The 14,030-nt window shown below is 41.1% G+C and carries 10 protein-coding genes and 1 pseudogene; 10 read left to right on the plus strand and 1 reads right to left on the minus strand.

The features are described from left to right. The first annotated feature begins 101 nt into the window (after positions 1-101). The gene (locus H580_RS0120445; protein WP_028596435.1) at positions 102-1,763 is read left to right on the plus strand and encodes a glycerol-3-phosphate dehydrogenase/oxidase; all 1,662 of its coding nucleotides are present in this window, start codon (positions 102-104) and stop codon (positions 1,761-1,763) included. A gap of 142 nt (positions 1,764-1,905) precedes the next feature. Here the strand turns inward: H580_RS0120445 and H580_RS24985 are convergent, their stop codons facing one another. Beyond that, a complete protein-coding gene (locus H580_RS24985; protein WP_051217612.1) occupies positions 1,906-2,211 on the minus strand; it encodes an SDR family NAD(P)-dependent oxidoreductase in 306 nt (101 codons plus the stop codon). Positions 2,212-2,400: 189 nt separating this feature from the next. On the opposite strand from H580_RS24985, the pseudogene H580_RS24990 reads away from it, so the two are divergent. The 9 genes and pseudogenes from H580_RS24990 (at position 2,401) to H580_RS0120495 (ending at position 14,006) form a co-directional block, all read left to right on the plus strand. Further along, positions 2,401-2,962, plus strand: a pseudogene (locus H580_RS24990) (HD domain-containing protein). 264 nt (positions 2,963-3,226) lie between these two features. Beyond that, a complete protein-coding gene (locus tag H580_RS0120460) occupies positions 3,227-5,287 on the plus strand; it encodes a serine hydrolase domain-containing protein (RefSeq protein ID WP_028596437.1) in 2,061 nt (686 codons plus the stop codon). 225 nt (positions 5,288-5,512) lie between these two features. Then, complete coding sequence (locus H580_RS0120465; RefSeq protein WP_051217613.1) at positions 5,513-7,588, plus strand: serine hydrolase domain-containing protein; 2,076 nt, start codon at positions 5,513-5,515, stop codon at positions 7,586-7,588. Positions 7,589-7,810: 222 nt separating this feature from the next. Then, the gene (locus tag H580_RS0120470; protein WP_028596439.1) at positions 7,811-8,479 is read left to right on the plus strand and encodes an HAD family hydrolase; all 669 of its coding nucleotides are present in this window, start codon (positions 7,811-7,813) and stop codon (positions 8,477-8,479) included. A gap of 283 nt (positions 8,480-8,762) precedes the next feature. Next, positions 8,763-9,782 carry an ABC transporter substrate-binding protein gene (locus tag H580_RS0120475; protein ID WP_028596440.1) on the plus strand — a complete coding sequence of 340 codons (1,020 nt, stop codon included), beginning with the start codon at positions 8,763-8,765 and terminating at the stop codon, positions 9,780-9,782. Positions 9,783-9,818: 36 nt separating this feature from the next. Beyond that, positions 9,819-10,832 (plus strand): FecCD family ABC transporter permease, encoded by a 1,014-nt coding sequence (locus H580_RS0120480; protein ID WP_028596441.1) that lies wholly within the window; start codon positions 9,819-9,821, stop codon positions 10,830-10,832. After that, positions 10,829-11,872, plus strand: a complete 1,044-nt coding sequence (locus H580_RS0120485; RefSeq protein ID WP_028596442.1) for a FecCD family ABC transporter permease — start codon at positions 10,829-10,831, stop codon at positions 11,870-11,872. The genes H580_RS0120480 and H580_RS0120485 overlap by 4 nt, the downstream gene beginning before the upstream one ends. A gap of 30 nt (positions 11,873-11,902) precedes the next feature. Beyond that, the gene (locus tag H580_RS0120490; protein ID WP_028596443.1) at positions 11,903-12,682 is read left to right on the plus strand and encodes a (2Fe-2S)-binding protein; all 780 of its coding nucleotides are present in this window, start codon (positions 11,903-11,905) and stop codon (positions 12,680-12,682) included. Between the two features lie 328 nt (positions 12,683-13,010). Continuing rightward, the gene (locus H580_RS0120495; protein ID WP_028596444.1) at positions 13,011-14,006 is read left to right on the plus strand and encodes an ATP-grasp domain-containing protein; all 996 of its coding nucleotides are present in this window, start codon (positions 13,011-13,013) and stop codon (positions 14,004-14,006) included. Positions 14,007-14,030: the final 24 nt, after the last annotated feature.

A 14,030-nucleotide genomic window follows, 5' to 3' on the forward strand; every position in this document is an offset into this window, starting at 1 on the left:
GAGAAGCCGCAATTGCACTATCGTCTTGTTAAGAGACTATAGTGTTATTGCGGCTTTTGTTATTTCGGTCACCGATTGCTCAGGAGGTCATACAGATGAAGATGGAATTTAACGCAGCAGGACGTCACGATATATTGCAGTCTATGAAAGAACAGCCTCTCGATGTAATCGTAATCGGTGGTGGTATTACAGGAGCGGGTATTGCGCTTGATGCGACAACTCGCGGTCTTAATACAGCGTTATTTGAAATGCAGGACTTTGCAGCAGGCACTTCGAGCCGCTCGACGAAGCTTGTGCACGGCGGGCTGCGCTATTTGAAGCAATTTGATGTAAAGACGGTAGCTGAAGTAGGGAAAGAGCGTGCCATTGTATATGAAAATGGCCCACATGTAACGACGCCAGAGTGGATGCTGCTTCCGTTTCATCGTGGTGGGACGTTTGGAAAGTTCAGCACATCGATCGGACTTCGTGTCTATGACTTTTTGGCAGGTGTGAAACGCAGTGAACGTCGCCGCATGTTTACGGACAAAGAAACAATGGAACGTGAACCGCTATTGAAGCAAGAAGGATTAAAAGGCGGCGGTTACTATGTTGAATATCGGACAGATGATGCACGGCTGACGATGGAAGTGATGAAAGAAGCGGTAAGTAAAGGCGCAAAAGCGTTGAATTATATGAAAGTAGAGTCGTTTTTGTACAAAGAAGGTAAAATTGCAGGCGTGCGTGTAACTGATCAAATAAATGGTCATCAACATGAGTTGTTTGCAAACAAGATTATTAATGCAGCAGGGCCGTGGGTGGATGTGCTGCGAGAGCAAGATGGTTCGCGCATGGGCAAGCGTCTTCAAATGTCTAAAGGGGTTCATCTTGTCATCGATCAGTCGAAGTTCCCGCTTAAGCAGGCAATATATTTTGATACCCCTGATGGGCGCATGGTATTTGCCATTCCGCGTGATGGCAAGACGTATGTGGGAACGACGGATACGTTCTATAAAGCTGATCCGATCCATCCGGTAATGACTGCAGAAGATCGTACGTACATTATGGATGCGATTCACTATATGTTTCCTACGGTGCAGCTTACGGTGGAAGATATTGAATCGAGCTGGGCAGGGGTTAGACCGCTTATTTATGAAGAAGGGAAAAGCGCGTCTGAAATATCGCGCCGTGATGAAATATGGCAGTCTCCTTCTGGCTTGATTACAATCGCGGGAGGAAAGCTGACAGGTTATCGGAAGATGGCGGAGACGATTGTTAATTTGGTGACAAAGCTCATTCATGAGCAAGATGGACGTTCATTTGCGGCAGCAGCAACGAAACATATGCCGATCTCTGGCGGTCATGTTGGCGGTTCTGCATCATTCCCGGATTTTGTGAGCAAGAAGATAAGTGAAGGTGTAAAACAAGGTTTGGACGTTAAGTTGGCCAAGCGATGGGCACTATTTTACGGTTCCAATGTAGATCGTATGTTTGAGCTGGCACATGATTATGCTATTGAGTCGGAGCAAGTTGGTCTTCCGCTTGAAGTACTCGCACCGCTCGTATATGCGATGCAGCATGAAATGACGGTGAAGCCGGATGATTTCTTTATTCGCCGTACGGGAGCGCTGTTCTTTCATATTGAATGGGTACGTCGCTGGAAACAGCCAGTAATTGATTATATGGCAGCAGCGCAAGGTTGGACGGAAGAGCAGAAGCTGCGATACACATTGGAGCTCGAACAAAGTTTGGAACGCGCAGTGACACCGCAAATCGAAGTTTAGATATTGTCATGTATTTGAAACGATAATCGCCAAGTCCTCATTTTGTGAGCTTGGCGATTACTGTTTTGTTCCGTTGTACTTAAAGTCTAAACGTGATGCTGGAGAAACAAATTTCGCGGACGAAGGCGAAAAAGACTTCTAGCTAACCAAATGGAAGTGCTAAGCGCTGAACGGTGAAAAAGGCTCCCTTTTTGTTAACTGCGAATGTTAGATCGTATGAGCTTTCTGTTACTTGATCGAATGGTTCAAGTATTGAGATCCTGGCATTCACATGGAGTAAATCTATGTTTCCAAGATGCTGCTTTACATAAGCTCCTAATGCGTGAATGTCTTCCAAGCTTGACACATCAGACAATACTACATGCACGCGTTCACTACCTAACTCACGTCTTGGCTCTTCGATGTTTTTCGGATTGCGACCTGCAACAACTGTAGACTTGGAATTCACAGGAGCGGCTATGGGTGTAGATAGTCGCTTTAATATGTAGGTATCTTCAGATTACACGGAAGGTACTTACTGGTATAATTCATATTAATTTTTACTATGTACGAAACTAGATGAAGCAGAGGGGTAGAAGCGTTAGTGAAGCAGCTAAAGAATGTACTTGAACTGATTAAACTTGGCGAAAAGTTAAAGATGGAGTTGCGTCATAGCTGGTTATCGAATGGTAGAAGAGAAAGTGTAGCGGAGCACACATGGCGTCTTGCCCTAATGGCAATGGCGATTGAACCCTATTTACCTAATCAAGTAAACAGTGAGAAGCTGCTCAAAATGATCATTATTCACGACTTGGTTGAAGCTTATGCGAAAGATATTCCTGCATTTGAAACGATGAATAATAATGAAGCGAAAGCTTTGAAACATAAAAATGATCGCAGCTATTGAGCAGATTCGAGATATACTTGGCGATGAACATGGTCAGAAGATTTATGATTACTGGTTCGAATTTGAAGGTAAGGACACGTATGAGGCCAAAGTCGCTAACGCATTAGATAAGCTAGAGGCGCAAATTCAGCATAATGAAGCAGATATGGAAACATGGCTGCCAATTGAACACGAAATGACATTCATGTTAGGCAAGCATACCGATTTTGATCCGGTGCTGACTGAATTAAAAAATTTGATTGAACAAGAAGGCGAACAGAAGCTTGCAGCCGCGGGCATTGATATAAAAAGGCTTAAGCAGCAAAAAGCCTAAAGAAAACGTCCAACATAATCGTTTAATAAGCACAATAGCACAAGAACATCATAAGAACGATATAACGATAACCCGCAAGATGGAACTTTGAACAAAAGTACCATTTTGCGGGTTGTTTTTTGTATGACTCATTTTCACTTTTTATTGTAAGTTTATTGTAAGATTGCTGAAAGAAGTGAGAAAGATCGGGAATTTACAATACAGATATTACTTGAAAATACAGTCCCAGCGTTACTTGTTTAACCATACTGAGGAGGTAGGTTCATGAAAAAAAGTAAAAAAGCACTATCACTGCTATGTGCACTTATGATGTTATCCGCTTCACTTCCATTGTCTGTTGCAAATGCAGCAGAAGCAGCTCAAGCCCACCAACCAATCCGATATGCAATTGCGCAAGCTAAGCCAGCAGCTAAAAAAGCAGTCATTCCATTAACAAAAGCGAATGTAGAGAAGTTTACGAAGGAGTTTTTTGCAAACCCAGAAATTAAAAAAATCGTAGCGGGAGCAGTAGTTACGGTTGTAAAAGGTAATGAAGTACTGCTCGAGGAAGGCTATGGTTATGCAGATAAAGAGAAGAAGAAACCAGTAGATTCGGAAGAAACTTTATTTTATATCGGTTCTGTAACAAAAGTATTTACGGCAACGGCCGTACTACAGCTAGTAGAACAAGGTAAAATTGATCTGAATGCAGACATAACGAAATATTTGGGCGATGTTACAATCAAAAACGAAACAGGAAGCCCCGTTACGGTAAAAGATTTGCTCACACATACGAGCGGGGTGGAGCATGCGGACACGGGATTTGTGTTTGATGCAAGTTTAGATGCGAGTCAATATTATTCCATTAAAGATGAATTGTTAAAAAATACATTCCGTATCGTAAATAAGCCTGGTACCGTATACAGCTATGATAATTTCGCATCGCAGTTGCAGGGATATATCGTTGAGCAAGTAACGGGACAAAAATTCGAAGATTATGCCAAAAAACATATTTTTGATGTGCTCGATATGGAAAATACGAGCTATGTGTTAGAAAAGGATGAAGCGGATCAATTGGCAAGTTCCTATGATTCGAAAGGGAATAAGCTCAAGCCAGCCGTATTCAAGCCGACAGTTCTGCCAGAGGGATCCATGTCATCTACTGGCGAGGATATGGCTAATTATATGTTAGCTGTACTAAATGGCGGTTCGCTTGACGGGAAGCGCTTTTTGAGTCAAGATTCCTTGTCGAAGATGCTCACACCTCAAGTAAGTATTCACCCTAATGTTCCGAATATGACTTACGGATTCGAATTCAACACCCATCATTTATTTAACGGGCATAATTTTGTTTTAAAGGGTGGCAATTTACCTGGATTTTCTTCTCAGGTTACGTTCCTGCCTGACAAGAAAGTTGGCGTATTTATAAGTGATAACCAAGGAAGCGGCATACGAGAAGTTTATATGTCTGCCTTTATGGATCACTTCTATCCAGATGAGAGACCTGCTCCAATATATTTGAAGCCAACGCAACAACAGCTTGCCAAGTTTGAAGGTCGCTATAAAAACTTGCGCAGGGGATTTGATGTCACAGAGATTAAAGCGAATAGTGATGGGTCTTTAACTGTAATTGATGGGCTTGGCAGCATGATATATCGTCAAGTTGATTCGCTCCTCTTTTTAAGTGAAGATGGCTTGCCATTAGCATTTAAAGAAGAGAATGGTAAGGTGAAGTATATCTATACGTTTCTTTCCTTTGTCACTTGGTCAGAGAAGCTTGAGGCGCCAGTTGTCTATACAGATGTGACTGGAGACCATGCGTATCGTAAATATATAGATGGTCTAAGTCCTTTAGTGGCAATAGGTGAGGAAGGTTCTCATACACTGCAACCGGCTAAAGAGATGACACGTGCAGAGTTTGTTCATGTGCTGATGGAATTGTTTGATATGGGATATCGTAACCACGATAAACCAGCCTTTAAAGATGTGGGGGGACATAAGTATGTGGATGCTATTAATGAGGCGGTTCAGCTCGAAATCATTGATACAAAGACGTTTAAGAATGGGAAGTTTGAGCCAGATCGAATCATCGAGCGTCAAGAAGCGGCGTTGTGGCTGTATAGTTTCCTAAAAGATTATCCTACGATACCGAAATCTCCAGTTAAGCTAGCAGGAACGACAGATGAATGGGCGAAAGAAGCGGTACAGTATTTGGCGACCTATGGATTCTATGGCCCAGAAGTGATTAAAAACCAAGATGGCTCTATCGATTTCTTATCTAAAAAGGGGCTAAAGCGTCAAGAAGTGGCAGTTATCCTTTACAGACTTGTGTACCCTCATCATTAAGAGTGAAAGTAAGTAAATTCAATTTTATTAAAATATAGACTATAAAATGTAGGCTGTATGATTACATGAACAAAACATGTTTTCATGCAGCTTTTTTATGCTCAATTGTAAGATTATTGTAAGGTTACTGAAAGAAGTGAGAAAGACATGTTTTTTAAAATACAAATATTGCCTACAAAAACAGTCATGGAAATGAAGGGTGTGCCATACTGAGGAGGTATAATCATGAAGAAACGTAAAAAATCAATCGCACTGCTATGTGCCCTAATGCTCTCATATGCCTCGCTTCCTATATTTTCTGCGACTGCGACAAAGGATATTCCGATTAGCCAACCGACTGCTACTGAACATGTAATCGCGGCCAAACCAGTGGCTAAAAGAACAACTGTTCCATTAACGAAAGAGAATGTGGAGAAGTTCACAAAAGAGTTTTTTTCTAACCCAATTCTTCAAAAAGTGGCAACGGGAGCTGTAGTTACCGTCGTAAATGGCGGCGAAGTGCTGCTTAATGAAGGGTACGGATATTCAGATAAAGAAACGAAGCAGAAGGTAGATCCGAAAGAGACTTTGTTCTATATTGGCTCTGTATCGAAAGTTTTTACCGCAACAGCTGTGCTGCAGCTTGTGGAGCAAGGTAAGATTGAATTACATGCAGATATAACGAAGTATTTAGGCGACATGAACATTAAAAACGAAACCGGAAGTCCGGTTACCGTAAAGGATTTACTCACTCATACGAGTGGTGTAGAGCATGCGGATACTGGATTTTCCATAGACGCAGAGTTGGATTCAAATAAATATTTTTCCATGAAGGACGAGCTGCGGAACAATACATTCCGAATCATAAAAAAGCCGGGTACCGTTTATACTTATGATAATTTTGCGTCTCAGTTGCAAGGGTATATTGTGGAGCAAGTTACGGGTCAGAAATTTGAAGATTATGCTCAAGAGCATTTGTTTGATGTGTTGGATATGGAGAATTCGAGCTTTGTGCTAGAGAAAGACAAGGCAGATCAGTTGGCTGGTTCATATGACTGGAAAGGGAAAAAGCTTAAGCCAGCCGTGTTTAAACCGACGGTAATGCCAGAAGGCTCGATGTCATCTACAGGTAAGGATATGGCTAATTATATGTTAGCCGTACTGAATGGTGGAGTTTTTGAAGGGAAACGATTTTTGAGCAAAGATTCTTTGATGAAAATGCTCACTCCTCAAGTAAGTATCCATACTGATGTACCAAATATGACTTATGGATTTGAGTTTTATACCCATCATGAATTCAATGGACATAAATTTGTGGTAAAAAGCGGATATATACCTGGGTTTGTGTCCAAAATTGCTTTCCTGCTGGATAAGAAAGTCGGTGTATTTATAAGTAGCAATCAAGTGAATAACTTACATGGCCTCTACATGTCTGCGTTTATGGATCACTTCTATCCAGATGAAAGACCTGCTCCGAATTACTTGCAACCTTCCCAACAACAGCTCTTGAAATTCGAAGGGCGCTATAAAAATTTGCGTATGGGACACTATGTAACCGAAATTAAAGCGAATAACGATGGTTCTTTAACAGTGAATGATGGTATGGGAAGAACCATATATCGTCAAGTTGATTCGCTTTTCTTTTTAAACGAGAAGGGTTTTCCGTTAGCATTTAAGGAAGAAAATGGTGAGGTGAAGTATGTCTACACGTTACTAAGCGGTCTTAGTTGGGCAGAGAAACTTGATGCACCAGTAGCCTATACAGATATTACGGAAGATCATCCGTATCGCAAATATGTGGATGGTTTGAGTCCCTTGCTTGCATTTGGTGAGGAAGGATCAAATGTAATGGAGCCGACGAAAGAAATGACGCGTGCGGAGTTTGCTCATTTGCTGATTGAATTGCTTGATATAGGATATCATCACCACGATAAAGCTACATTTAAGGATGTGGAGGGACACAAGTATGCGGCAGCTATTAATGAGGCTGTTCTTAATAAAATCATTGATACAGCGAAGGTTAAGAATGGAAGGTTCGAGCCAGACCGAATGATTGAGCGTCAAGAGGCAGCCGTATGGATCTACAGTGTGTTGAAATCTTTTCCAACTGCACCGAAACCGCCAGTAAAGCTTGCAGGAACGACGGATGAGTGGGCACTAGAAGCGGTTCAATATGTGGTAGCGCACGGTTACTATGGACCAGAAGTGAGTAAGCATCAGGATGGTTCGATCGACTTTTTGTCCAAAAAAGGATTGAAGCGACAAGAAGCAGCAGCTATATTCTATCAAATTGTGTATCCTGATTACGCTCAAGGAAAGTAATTTGAATTGATATTATTTCCATTACAGGGATGTATGGAAGCGTATAGGCTGTATGATTGCACGAGTAATCATACAGCCTATTTTTTATTTCTTCGAAAACTACAGTCTTGAAAAGGAACATCATCGTTTTACGAAATGTCTATCAATCCATGTTATATAAACAACAGCTACAATTTACATTGAATAATAAATGTTGGAATATAGTCGAAAGTAGGTGAACCTGTGATTAAAGCCGTCATCTTTGATCTAGATGGAACGCTGCTACATCGTGATCTGTCATTGAGACGGTTTGTGGAAGACCAATATGATAGATACGCTGGTCATTTAACTCAAGTTCCGAAAACCGTCTTTGTTGCAAGTTTCATTGCGCTGGATAAGCGCGGCTATGTTTGGAAGGACAAAGTTTATCGACAGCTAATAGAAGAATATCAGTTAGACAAACTTCAGTGGGAGACAATGCTGGAAGACTATATCGAGCATTTTCCTAGGTTTGCAAGGCCTTTTCCCCACACGGTGGAAATCTTGAGTTGGTTGGAAGAGCAGCAAATCAAAATAGGAATGATAACAAATGGATTTACTCGATTTCAAACGGCTAATTTGGACGCATTACAAATAAAAGAATACTTTGACGAGATATTGATTTCTGAACAAGAAGGGACTAGAAAGCCGGAGAAAGAGATATTTGTACGAGCATTGCAGCGATTAAAAGTTGAAGCCAATGAAGCTTTGTACGTTGGGGACCATCCCATTAACGATGTTCAAGCATCAATAGACGTGGGCATGAAAGGGATTTGGAAGAAGGAAAGTTATTATACGCGCGAGGTTCAGGCAGATGCCACGATTGAAGATTTGATTCAATTGAAAGAAATCGTAGCTAAATATCAAGGTTAGTTTTTGTGTTTTATGACTTTAGAGCATTCGTATGCTAAAGGCACCTGCAAGATGATGCCTTCTTATGATGTGCGTAAATTCCTTTACTAGCAGGAAGTGGGATTTAATAACGAGCTTGATTTGTACTTTTTATCTACTGATTTGTACTTTTAGCTTTATTTTGAGTAAGTTGATGAGGATTTTGGCATATAATGCTTGTCAACAATTGTATCGTCTCCTATAATTGCAAATGAGATTCAATATCAATTAAGTGAAATCGGGCAGAGTAGGGAGAGAAGCGAACGTGTTCAAACTAGGTAAAAAATCACTTCTTGTACTTGCATCAATGGTGTTATTATTGTCGATTATTACGGGTTGTGGTGCTGGTGGACAAGCAGGAACGACAACCGACTCAAGCAAGCCAGCTGCAGAGAATCAAGCTCAAGGAACAAATAATACGCAAACAAGTGAAGCAGATTCGGTTCGAGTTATCGAGCACCCAATGGGCAAAACCGAAGTAAAAGGAACGCCTAAAAGAGTAGTTACCTTGTACCAGGGCGCTACAGATGCTGTAGTTTCACTTGGTGTGAAGCCAATTGGTGTAGTTGATGCTTGGGGAGAGAAGAAAGTTTATGATTACTTAGCTGCCGATTTGGAAGGCGTTCAACTGTTGGGGTTGGAAACGCAGCCAAACTTAGAAGAGATTCATAAGCTTAAACCTGATTTGATTATTGCTTCGAAAACTCGTCATGAAGAGATTTATAATCAATTGTCAGCGATTGCACCAACGGTTACGACAGAATTGCTGTATGATTGGAAAACGACTTTAAAAGTGGCAAGTCAAGCTTTGAATATAGAAGATCAAGGAAACAAGCTGTTGGCTGACTGGGATGGCCGAGTAGCTGAATTTAAGCAAAAGATGGGCGGTAAATTGCCAATCGAGGCTACCATTATTAACTTTAGAGCGGATCATGTTCGTATTTATTATATGGGTTATGCAGGCATGATATTGAAGGAGCTTGGCTTCACAAGACCTGCTGGACATGATGCAGATACATGGGGCGTAGAAATAACGTCCAAAGAAAGTATTCCAGATATGAATGCGGATGTTATCTTTAATTTCAACTATGCAGGTGAAGAAGCAGAAGCAATCAAAAAGACGGCTAATGACTGGATGAGTCATCCGCTTTGGAAAAATATCGATGCGGTGAAGAGTAATCAAGTTCATGAAGTAAACGACATCATTTGGAATATGGCAGGCGGATACAAATCAGCACATTTGCTGCTCGATAATTTGTACGACATGTTTAAGTTAGAAAAATAATCAGATGTTTATTTTATCAAACGAAAGAGTGAGCGTATGTTTCACCTTTATGCAAGTGTGAAAATGAAAGTAGCAGGCTTTTGCCTGCTACTCCTTCTATTAATAGGTGGTTTCGTATCTAGTATTGTTTTTGGACAAACACCTATGTCTTTTGCTACTGCGATGCAGGCTTTTCTTCATTATGATGAAACGTTAGTCGAACATGTTATTGTTTTAACAGAGCGGCTTCCTCGCGCCGTTATAGCAAGCTTTGTAGGAGCCAGTTTAGCTGTTGCAGGCGCGCTGATGCAAGCGTTAACAAGAAATCCGTTGGCTTCACCTAGTACATTTGGTATTAATGCAGGGGCTGTCTTTTTTATTGTCATTGCGATTGTCGTTTTCTCGGTTTCATCTTTAATTCAATTAACTTGGATTGCTTTTGTGGGGGCGGCGATTTCGGCAGTAATCGTATATAGCCTAGGTTCTATGGGCAAAGACGGATTGACACCAATTAAGATTGTATTAGCTGGAACAGCCATTACGGCATTATTTGTTTCGTTTACGCAAGGTATTCTTGTACTCAATGAAACGGGATTACAAGATGTTATGTTTTGGTTAGCAGGCTCGATTAGTGGTCGTACACTAGACATGCTAATTCCTGTGCTGCCTTATATGGCAGTAGCAGGGGTGATGTCCCTATTTATGGGCAGAGCAATCAATTTACTTATTACTGGCGATGATATTGCAAAAGGGATGGGACAAAATACAGTTCTTGTAAAATGTATGATGGGAATTGTCATTGTACTTCTCGCAGGCAGCTCAGTTGCAGTTGTAGGTGCTGTTGGATTTATTGGTCTTGTCGTACCACATATTTCTCGCGCATTTGTAGGGAACGATTACCGTTTGCTAATCCCATTCTCAGCTGTAGCAGGCGCAGTGTTATTACTGTTTGCTGATGTTGTTGCTAGATTTCTCATTATGCCTTCAGAAGTTCCAATTGGCGTGATGACAGCATTAATCGGCGGTCCCTTTTTCGTGTATATTGCCCGTAAGGGGGTAACTAAAATTTGAGACAGCATATCACGATTCGTAACAAAAACGACTCGATATCTATACAATTTGAAACGAAATCTTTGCTCGTTATTATCGCACTTTTCTTCCTTTCGCTACTTGCCGTTATAGCAGGCACTAGCCTAGGAAATACGATCATCCCACCGCTTGAAGTGGTCCAATCTATGTTGAAAATCGGTTCCGGTGAACATGATTTTGTCATCCAAACATTAAGACTCCCTCGAGTTCTAGTTGCTCTATTAGTGGGGGCTGCATTAGCTGTATCCGGTGCAATTTTACAAGGAATTATTCGAAATCCGCTAGCTTCACCAGATATTATTGGTATAACGGGTGGAGCATCAGTTGCGGCGGTTGCTTTTGTTACACTTTTAGCTGGCACAGTAAGTATTTCATTTATGCCGCTTGCTGCAATCGTTGGGGCGATGATCGTGTCCATCATCATTTACTTGCTAGCATGGAAGAACGGTGTTTCGCCTATACGGCTTGTACTCGTTGGGATCGGTATATCAGCGATTATGAGCGCAGGTACAACATTTATGCTTGTGATGAGTCCCTATTTTGCAGCAGGAAAAGCGTATATTTGGTTGAGCGGCAGTGTGTATGGTTCTACGTGGGAAGATGTATATCTCATTTTGCCGGTAACGGCAGTAGTCATTCCTCTAGTTGTGATATTAGCACGTAATCTGAATTTGCAAGAGTTTGGTGATGAGGTGGCAACCGGATTAGGAGCTGCTGTGCAGCGTCAACGCTTACTATTACTCGCTCTAAGTGTGGTGCTAGCAGGTGTTGCGGTTTCCATTGGTGGTGCTATTGGTTTTGTAGGACTAATTGCACCTCATATCGCTAGAAAACTGGTAGGACGCCCTTTTGGCAGCTTAGTCGTTGTATCAGCCTTAATTGGTTCGTTACTGGTCTTCGTTGCTGATTGGATTGGCCGTACTGCTTTTTATCCATTAGATATTCCTGCTGGTATATTTACCGCAGGTGTAGGTGCACCATTCTTTCTTTATTTGCTGTTTAAGAATAGAAATCAATTATGAGAACAATACATGAATAGAGGAGAACGATTGATGGCGGTACAGTTTACACCAGAAGAGTTGGAGATGTTAACGACCAAATATCGGCTGACTATGGATGTGTCGACTGACGCAACCTATTCGATTCGGTCGTTAGATTTTTTAGATATACAAAAAAATACGGCGTATTTTGAGAAAGTCGCGAGTATATACGAATCCACATCTGAAGTGGTTACCGTTTCCTTGTTTGCAAAACGATACGCTTGCTTAGGCATTGCCTCTGGGTTGTATGCGATGTCAATGTATAACAAAAGTATGGATTACTCTCTAGAAAATTGCCATATGGAATCTATATTTCATGGAGAAGCATGGCTGCCATGTGTGCGCCTAACGAATAGCGAAGTTTCTCAGCCTGAAGTGGGTTCACGTAAGGAATGGCGTGATCGAGTCATTCAAAATATATTTGCAGATAATATTGCTAGAGTTTGGGATTCTTTTGCCAAGTCCGTAAAAATTTCAAAGTCAGTTCTCTGGGAAAATACGGCGATTTATGTATATTGGCTATATGAGAATCAATTCGGTGAAGGGGCGAGTGCTTGTCAGCAGGCTCAACTTCTTGAAGACTATCAATATTTAGTTGAGGAAGCGCCTGCTCATCTCTTCGGCGAAACGAAAAATCCATTGAAGAAGTTTAATAGCCCCAAGAAAGTAACAACTGCATCAGAAACACCACTTCGCATTCGCAAAACTTGCTGTTACTATTATCAAGTTTCGGATGACAATGAATATTGTCCGACATGCCCCAAAATTAAACATGAATTTGTTTCCGTATAAGCAATTTTGAAAATGATCAGTTTTATTTGAATAGATATATAAGTGCTTTGTTATCTAGCAAACAAAGTGCTTATTGTCTATTTTATGGATAAAACAGATTGTGAATATTGATAATTAGAGGTTGACAATAAACACTAAAATCTATTATATTTTCACTGACTGATAGTGATTATCATTATCAATCATAAAGTTGTTATATTTCTCCCAATGCATTTGGCACTAGAAGGGAAAAACCGTACAGCATCTAGATCCATGGGGAGGAGGACTTCGGGGGCGGAAGACGTGTGATTCTGCCTAACGACGATACTTTGTGTAGGGAGGATTTGTAGTGACACAGCAAACCAGTCAAAACTTGCAAAATAAATTAATCATGAGTAAAGCAAAAGAAATGCAAATAGATTGTAAATTATTGCTTGCAGGCTGTGAAGATTTTTTAGAACTAACGTATAGAGGCAAGACGATTATTATTAACAAAACGAGAACTCACAAGCTGCCATTGCTCTCCGGCTTTTTGGCTAAAAATAAAGAGGCGTCCAATCTGCTGCTGGAAAGAGCAGGACTGCCTGTACCCGCGTATATCGTAGTTCCACAGATGTGCGATGAAGCCGAACATTTTCTGCATACGTATCGGAATGTAACGGTTAAGCCGTTAGATGCTAGCTGCAGTATCGGGGTTACATTAGGAATCAAATCGGTAGAGCAGTTAGCACATGCGGTTCAGCTTGCGAAGCAGCATAGCGATAAAATTATGATCCAAAAATATGTCGACGGTAATGACTATCGTGTACTCGTTATAGCTGGAAAAGTAGTTGCTGTTATCGGATATGAGCTTGCAACGGTTGAAGGCGATGGCCAATCCACGATAGAACAGTTAATCTATCAGCTTAACGAAGCTCGATTCCTCCGGAACGAGGTCTGTGAAATTGAATCCTTCCCTGCAATTAACGTCCAGTCGAATGCATTGCATGCCCATTTACAAGCGCAAGGTAAAACGATTGAAGATGTTGTAGAACAGGGTGAGCGTGTAGAACTATTCTCGATTGATAATATACCGGCTGGCGAAATTAGTGAAATAAATAGGAATCAAACGAGTGATATTTGTACGGCCAATATCACAATCGCAGTTGAAGCCGCACAAGCATTGAATATTGATGTCGCTGGTATCGATATACGATGCAAAGATATAACTGCTCCGATTACCATTGAAAATGGGGGTATCCTCGAAGTAAATGCACTGCCTGATATGTCTACTCATTTCCTTCCTTTTCAAGGATCTTCAATTGATGTGTATAAAGCCTACTTAGAATATTTGTTTGAAGATTAATAACGGACTCACATACATGTACAA

Origin of the sequence: Paenibacillus assamensis DSM 18201, assembly GCF_000422445.1 — a bacterium.
GTDB classification, from domain to species: domain Bacteria; phylum Bacillota; class Bacilli; order Paenibacillales; family Paenibacillaceae; genus Paenibacillus_B; species Paenibacillus_B assamensis.

Coding starts and splice junctions, on each gene's coding strand:
- H580_RS0120480 (WP_028596441.1), top strand. CDS start 9,819: ATGTTTCACCTTTATGCAAGTGTGAAAATGAAAGTAGCAGGCTTTTGC.
- H580_RS0120490 (WP_028596443.1), top strand. CDS start 11,903: ATGGCGGTACAGTTTACACCAGAAGAGTTGGAGATGTTAACGACCAAA.
- H580_RS0120465 (WP_051217613.1), top strand. CDS start 5,513: ATGAAGAAACGTAAAAAATCAATCGCACTGCTATGTGCCCTAATGCTC.
- H580_RS0120460 (WP_028596437.1), top strand. CDS start 3,227: ATGAAAAAAAGTAAAAAAGCACTATCACTGCTATGTGCACTTATGATG.
- H580_RS0120445 (WP_028596435.1), top strand. CDS start 102: ATGGAATTTAACGCAGCAGGACGTCACGATATATTGCAGTCTATGAAA.